Raw genomic sequence first — 7,217 nt, 5'->3', positions numbered from 1 at the left:
ATGTGAAATATATTATATTTCACATTATGCACAAAAAACGTGTGCAGAAATGAGGATTTTTATGAAAATTCGTGGAAAACTTATTATTTCTTTTTTGATAATCGCTATTTTTCCGCTCTGTGCAGGACTGGTCTGTTTCCATCTTATTGTACAAAACCAGACCGATATCTTATCTTCCTACTATAGTACACAAAGCGAGAACAGTTACGATTACGGACTGGTCTTAAACCCTGTCCAGCTCCTTTATAAACTCACTTTAAACGACTACAATAAACTTGTAAAAATTGCTGATGACTCTCCGGATAAGCTCCTTGATAAAAAATTTCTCGATGACACCTCACGCTCTATCTCATCCAAGGATTCTTTTATCGTGGTCTTTAAAGGAAAAAATGAATATTACATAGGAAATACTGATTTTTACGACTGTGTTTCAACTCTCCCTTCCTTTAGTGAATATTCAGCCGGAAAAAATGATAATATTCTTATCGACCAAAAAAGTTCAACACTAACACGAGGCAAAGATTTTTATTTTTCTGATGGTACTACGGGACAGCTTTTTCTTATCACAAAACTTTCCAATCTTATACCTAGATGGGAAAGCTCCGTAAGAGATATTGCGATTGCATTTACACTTATCCTGCTTACCACAGCAACTATACTTATAATATGGCTGTACCACAGTATCATAAAGCCTTTAAACATCCTGCGTATCGCCACAATGCAGATGGGCGAGGGAAATCTTGACAATCCCGTTCATGTAAACTCATGCGATGAGATAGGCATCTTGTGCCGTGATTTTGAGGAAATGCGTATCCGTCTTAAATCAATGCTTGAGGAGCGTATCCAATACGAAAATGACACAAGAGAAATGATGAGCAACATATCACACGACCTTAAAACACCTCTTACAGCTATAAAAGGTTACTCAGAGGGACTTATAGATGGTATCGCAAAGACACCTGAGAAGCAGCAGAAATACTTGAAAACAATATATTCAAAGGCAAACGATATGACATATCTTGTAGATGAATTGTCCCTTTTCTCAAAGATAGAGCAAAATTCAATTCCATATAATTTTGTGACATTTGATATCGCAGAATACCTTGAGAATTATATTGATGCCATCTCTTTTGATTATGAGTCAAACAATATGAACATTTCATATGAAAACACCGCACCTGAGGGTATAATGGTATCCGCCGATCCTGAACAGCTTCGCAGGGTTTTAAACAACATTACAGGAAATGCACTTAAATACAAGGATAAAGAGCATGGTAATCTGAGAGTCGCACTCTCCTACAAACCACATAAACAGAAAAAACCTCTGTATAGACAGATAAACAAAGACGGAACAGATGTAAATCCTCCGGTAAAGCCTGAAGAATTTGTACTTATAGAAATCTCTGATGATGGACCGGGAATTTCAGAAAAAGACCTGCCAAACATATTTGACAGATTTTTCAGGGCTGATGCATCGAGAAATTCCGCTAAGCGTGGAAGCGGACTCGGACTTGCCATCGTAAAGAAGATAATACTTGACCATGGCGGAAAGATATGGGCGAAAAGCACACCCGGAACAGGAACAAGTATTTATTTTACATTGAGGGTAAAAAACGGGCAAAACTGATATTTTGCCCGCTCTCCTCTCTCACACTTTAAATCTGTAACCGACACCCCAGATAGTCTCAATGTACTGTGGCTTTGCCGTACTTTCCTCGATTTTTTCCCTTATCTTCTTGATATGCACCGTCACAGTAGCTATATCACCAACCGACTCCATCTCCCATATCTCCTTAAACAATTCTTCTTTAGAATATACATGGTTTGGGTTTGATGCAAGAAATGTAAGCAGGTCAAATTCTTTTGTCGTGAAGTTCTTCTCAACACCGTTGATATAAACTCTCCTCGCAGTCTTATCAATCTTAAGCCCTCTTATCTCGATAACATCATTCTCCGGTGTTCCAGAAGCTGTAAGTCTTTTGTACCTCGCAAGGTGAGCCTTCACTCTGGCTATAAGCTCGCTTGGACTAAACGGCTTTGTAATATAATCATCCGCACCAAGACCAAGTCCCCTTATCTTGTCAATATCATCTTTCTTTGCCGAAACCATAAGAATAGGCGTATCCTTTTTCTCCCTAATATACTTACATATCTCAAAACCGTCCATCCCCGGAAGCATAATGTCTAAAAGAATAAGATCAAAATCCTCATCAAGAGCATGGGCAGCCCCCGAACTTCCGTCAGACTCAATAGCAACCTCAAAATCACTAAGTTCAAGATAATCTTTTTCAAGTTCTGCAATAGCAGCATCATCTTCGATTATTAAAATTTTACTCATATCTATATCACCTTTCATTGTAAAACAAGCATATTTTTATACACATTACCATTGTTATTTAGTTTATAGGAGCTTTTTCCTATAAATTCAAAAATAACAGTGCCATGTAATGACACTGTTATTATCTTAACAGATGCGGTTTTGTATGTCAAAACAAACAATACCCATCATTTTACTTAACTGTAACATTTACTTTCTTCGCATATCCATTTCTGGCATATACATAGATAACTGAAACATGTACATCTATAGTCTTTCCAATAGGTACCTTTTTACCATTGACAAGTTTATAGGCTTCAACATAAACTTTATAATTTTTTGCCTGTTTTATTCTCTTATACTGTCTGTTTCCCAAACATTGAAAGATATTCCTGTGCTTTCTGTAGTGATATATCCAGTTTTTTCTGAAGTCTTGCCAGAATGTCTCCCTCAGAAAGTCCAAATTCATAGCCTGTTTCAATAATTTCTTCTGCTCTGCCCTCTGCTTTTCCCTCTAATCTGCCTTCTGCCCATGTTTCTTCAAATACCGTACACATATCAGCACTTTCTTTCTTCGTTACCATATTATAATCTATCTTACAATTTGCTGCTCCTGCTACTGTCATTATAACCGATTTGTCTGCATCATGTTCTTCTGCATATTTTATCGCTTTTTCTTTTGTTTCTTTCAGCTTTTCATTTTTATTTAATAAGATTCCAAACAGATTGAACAAATCCCTATTGTTAATATTATGCAGTTTTAGATTATTCTTTCTTGCTTCTATCAGATGCATTTTGTAATCATTGACAAATGGCTGCATTTCTTTCGGTATATTTAACATTTCATGTAATGATAATGCCCCATCCCATGGATTTTCACCATAATAAACTACTATAGTGATAGAAAGTCAGGGTGATATATGTTCTGCCAGCGGCATTCTCAAACACGCCGGCACTTACGCACCGTATTTTGGTGCGTTAGTACCGCTGCGTGTTTGTATAGCGAAAGCGTGCCGCCTAAGAACATATATCACCCTGACTTTCGTCCATATGTCAAAAATTCTGTTAGCCCAAAAATCAGTTAAAATAAACCAACTCATCCTCCGGTTTCTGTGCCGGAACAACTTCCTCCGCATAAAATACAGGTCCCTCCTCGCCATACTCAGCCATAAACTTATACTCCATGCGTGCCGTTACTGTCACATACTGTCCGCTCTTTATCTGCGACCAGTCATCTGCCTTGCACAAAAAACCCATAAACTGAACATCATCTGCACAGCAGGTCATTGCGTATCTTCCAAATACCGCAAAGCCTTTATCAAGTCCACCCGGTTTTTGTATCATCCCGGTAAGTTTCAATGTCTTTCCGCTATATGTTTCCTGATGGTCTATCATATCAACATACCAGAGTCCGAAGTCACCCTCATTTACTTCTATAACATCTGCATTTACATCAAATGGCATTTCCTCTTTCATATCATAAAATGCATCATCCTCTGACTCGTAAACTATCTGTGCACGAGGATTTACGGCTTTTACGCTTCCTCTTATTGCAGATTTCTTTGTATTCTCAACAGTACATCTGTTTACGATTATCATCTCCGCAACCTTAAACTGTTCAACCATCAAAGACGGCATATTCTTCATATAAAGTGCGAATGTCTCATCATTTACAACATCAAGTGTCTGCATGATGACTTCTCTGTCAAAACAGATTTCCTCAAGCTCATCGTAAAGTTCAGGAATCTTTGCTGCTGACCACATTCCATTGTACTCGATGATTATCCTGTCAGGTCTGTGTTTCTTTAGGAATTTCTGAATGACTTTTCCGTTGAAAGACTCCTCGTCCTCAATATACTCGCAGACAGCACAGCCTTTCTTAAGGTCAGCCTCCTCATATTCTTCCTCACCCTCCTCGCAGGCAAGGATAAGTGTCTTTATCTTATCATCAAACATGTCATCAACTATAAGGTCTCTTACAAGGCTTGTTTTTCCAGCCTCAAGAAATCCCATGACAACATAAACCATCATTTCTTCTTTTCTCTTACCAAACATATTAATCCTTCCTACTTACTCACTATAAGTTGCACATATCGCATAACATTTTACAAAACTATCAATAAATCTTATATTGTGCAAGTATAACAAATAATGTTAGCAGACATTTTGTCGCCATCAGTCCTTAAAGGTGGTTTTCTCACCTTTTATGTACTGCTACGAGCGACAATATAGCGAGAGCGTGCCTGCGGTATTATTGTTATACTTGCACAATCAACACAGTATATATTTAGTTTTGTATCTATTTATGCTACATGAAAAAGCTCTTTTATTGCAGCTTCATTGAGGTTTGAACCGATTACGCATATTCTTCCTGTATAATCTGCTGCTCCTCTTCTAAGCTCAGTCTCCTCAGGTACAAGGTCAAAGTGGAACCACTCGCCCTCATCTGAAGCAACGATTCCCTTAGCGCGGAGAACCTCACCAAATGACTTATCACTTGCAAGTTTTGATACGATATCATTAAGTTCTTCCTCTGTAAACTTGTGAGCTGTCTCAACACCCCAGCTTGTAAATACATCATCCGCATGGTGATGACCATGGTCATGATCGTGATGGTGTCCGCAACCGCACTCTCCATCGTGGTCGTGATGATGCTCATGATCGTGGTCATGTCCGCAGCCACACTCCTCGTCGTGGTCGTGATGGTGATGCTCATGATCGTGGCCATGTCCACAGCCACATTCCTCGTCATGGTCGTGATGGTGATGCTCATGATTGTGGTCATGTCCACAGCCACACTCTTCGTCGTGATCATGATGATGGTCATGGTCATGCTCCTCAAGAAGTTCTTTCTCAAGCGTATTCACTTTTTCCATAGCTTCGAGAATGTTCTTTCCATCTATCTGATCCCATGGTGTCGTGATAACAGAAGCCTCATCATTCTTCTCTTTTATCATTGCGAGGACTTTTGCAAGTTTCTCCTCTGAAACATTCTGTGTACGGCTTAAGATTATAGTTCCTGCACTCTCAATCTGGTTGTTGTAGAACTCGCCGTAGTTTTTCATGTACATCTTGCATTTTGATGCGTCAACTACTGCTGCCGTACTATTTATCTTCACATCATCTCCGATATTTTTAACTGCCTTTATAACATCAGAAAGTTTACCTACACCTGAAGGCTCAATGATAACTCTGTCAGGGCTGTACTTTTCAAGCACATCTTTAAGTGCATTTCCAAAATCTCCGACAAGAGAACAGCAGATACATCCTGAATTCATCTCTGTTATCTGGATGCCTGACTCTTTAAGAAATCCACCGTCTATGCCTATCTCACCAAATTCATTTTCGATGATAACAAGCTTCTCACCCTGAAATGCATCTGCTACGAGTTTTTTAATAAGTGTAGTCTTTCCTGCTCCTAAAAATCCTGAGATAATATCAATTTTTGCCATTTTTATAACTTCCTTTCTCAAATTTAATATATTGATATTGTGATGCCACCGATGCCGCCTCGCTATCCAACACTGCGATTACGCAAACATCTTCAATCTTATTGCCGTTGTCTGCCTGACATTTGCATCATATATCTAAAAATCTGCCTTAGTCGCCTCGTACATTGCTATACTGGCTGCTATAGGGAGATTTAAACTGTCTATCTTGTCTGAATGAGGAATGATGACCGACTTTCCTATCTTTGAAAATTCGTGTGGAAGTCCAGTTGCCTCATTGCCGAATATAAGTGAAAATTTACCCTGTGGTCTTACATCATGAAGTTTTACCTTGGCATCTAGCATAAACGGATATAACTCCCTGTCACCATATTTTTTCATATATTCATCAAATGTATCAAAGTATACAAACTCTGTTGAAAATATTGCTCCCATAGATGCTCTTACAACCTTAGGATCAAACGCATCAACAGCAGGTCTAATGATAGCCATACGGTTCATTCCAAACCCAAGTGCACTTCTCATAATCGTTCCCATATTGCCTGCATTTGAAGGATTTACGAGAACTATGTGCGAACTGTCATTATCAAGCTCAGACTCAAATTTCCTGAACTCACCTATCACATAACAGTTTTCTTTCTGTGACAGGACATTAAATATCTTGTCAGCATAAACCACCTCTATATCTGAGTCTTTGCAAAGTTTAAGAAGTTTATCCAAAGTATCACCCTGTTTCATCGCAGAGTGCACAAATACCCTGTTCACATATTCAGTTTTAAACTTTAAAAGTTCAAAAGTAAGTGTGATACCAAGTGAATATGATACACTATCTTCCTTCCGATATCTTTTATAGGTTGCCATCCATCATTCCTCCAATCCACTCACGGAAAAGAGAGGATATAAAAATCCTCTCTCTAGTCAAAATTCCAAAATCATTCTTCGATAAATATATTTATTGATAATTCCCCTATATCAGATGTAAATGGGACACAAAACATCTGCTTACTGCTTTCACCATGTTCCTCACCGGTACTATAATCAGGTGTTGTAATATCTATGATAATACCATCATTTGCAAATACCGTAGCTGCGTTTCCGGCAATCATATTTCCAAGTTCTGATATAGCACTCTGTCCAATTGCATCAATCTCACTGACAGGCATCATCATCATTTTCGATATAACCGCAAGTGCCGTTTCATAGTGGAGACTCAGAACAACCTCACCCTTCAGGGCACCGATAATTCCGAGTTTTATCAAAGAACTATCTCCCTCATATTTATCATCCTTTACGAAAGGCTTGCCCATATTGAGATCGAGCATACAAATGTCTTTCATGATCTTACTTACTGAAATGATAAATGGATTGACATGTTCTGCCTTCACTTAATCACCTACCTTTTCTTTTGTTTCATTAAATAATTATAACAAATTGCACTGTTTCTGTAAATG

The 7,217-nt window shown here is 38.4% G+C and carries 8 protein-coding genes; 1 reads left to right on the top strand and 7 read right to left on the bottom strand.

The window, feature by feature from the left end; all coding sequences use genetic code 11:
• Positions 1 to 61: 61 nt before the first annotated feature.
• On the top strand, positions 62 to 1,627 hold the full coding sequence (locus tag KQI69_RS05655) for a cell wall metabolism sensor histidine kinase WalK (RefSeq protein ID WP_216564376.1): 1,566 nt from the start codon (positions 62 to 64) through the stop codon (positions 1,625 to 1,627).
• A 21-nt stretch (positions 1,628 to 1,648) separates the two neighbouring features.
• Here KQI69_RS05655 and KQI69_RS05650 read toward each other — a convergent pair whose 3' ends face one another.
• From KQI69_RS05650 to KQI69_RS05620, 7 genes are all read right to left on the bottom strand, one after another.
• Positions 1,649 to 2,338, bottom strand: coding sequence for a response regulator transcription factor (locus tag KQI69_RS05650; RefSeq protein ID WP_216564375.1), 690 nt, complete (start codon positions 2,336 to 2,338; stop codon positions 1,649 to 1,651).
• A gap of 172 nt (positions 2,339 to 2,510) precedes the next feature.
• Entirely contained in the window at positions 2,511 to 2,693 is a 183-nt protein-coding gene (locus KQI69_RS05645; protein ID WP_216564374.1) for a hypothetical protein, read from the bottom strand.
• Positions 2,674 to 3,159: a hypothetical protein gene (locus KQI69_RS05640; protein WP_216564373.1), complete on the bottom strand. Its 486-nt coding sequence runs from the start codon at positions 3,157 to 3,159 to the stop codon at positions 2,674 to 2,676. Before KQI69_RS05640 ends, KQI69_RS05645 begins: the two co-directional genes overlap by 20 nt.
• A 235-nt stretch (positions 3,160 to 3,394) precedes the next feature.
• Positions 3,395 to 4,372, bottom strand: coding sequence for a GTP-binding protein (locus KQI69_RS05635; protein WP_216564372.1), 978 nt, complete (start codon positions 4,370 to 4,372; stop codon positions 3,395 to 3,397).
• A 248-nt stretch (positions 4,373 to 4,620) separates the two neighbouring features.
• Complete coding sequence (locus KQI69_RS05630) at positions 4,621 to 5,769, bottom strand: CobW family GTP-binding protein (RefSeq protein WP_216564371.1); 1,149 nt, start codon at positions 5,767 to 5,769, stop codon at positions 4,621 to 4,623.
• Between the two features lie 135 nt (positions 5,770 to 5,904).
• Positions 5,905 to 6,627: a TrmH family RNA methyltransferase gene (locus KQI69_RS05625; protein WP_216564370.1), complete on the bottom strand. Its 723-nt coding sequence runs from the start codon at positions 6,625 to 6,627 to the stop codon at positions 5,905 to 5,907.
• A gap of 71 nt (positions 6,628 to 6,698) precedes the next feature.
• Entirely contained in the window at positions 6,699 to 7,151 is a 453-nt protein-coding gene (locus tag KQI69_RS05620; protein ID WP_216564369.1) for a chemotaxis protein CheX, read from the bottom strand.
• Positions 7,152 to 7,217: the final 66 nt, after the last annotated feature.

The organism is Eubacterium sp. MSJ-13 (assembly GCF_018918235.1).
Taxonomy (GTDB): Bacteria; Bacillota; Clostridia; order Lachnospirales; family Lachnospiraceae; genus Butyribacter.
The sequence above is the reverse complement of the archived record's forward strand: the minus strand, read 5'-3'. Positions and strand labels throughout refer to the sequence as shown.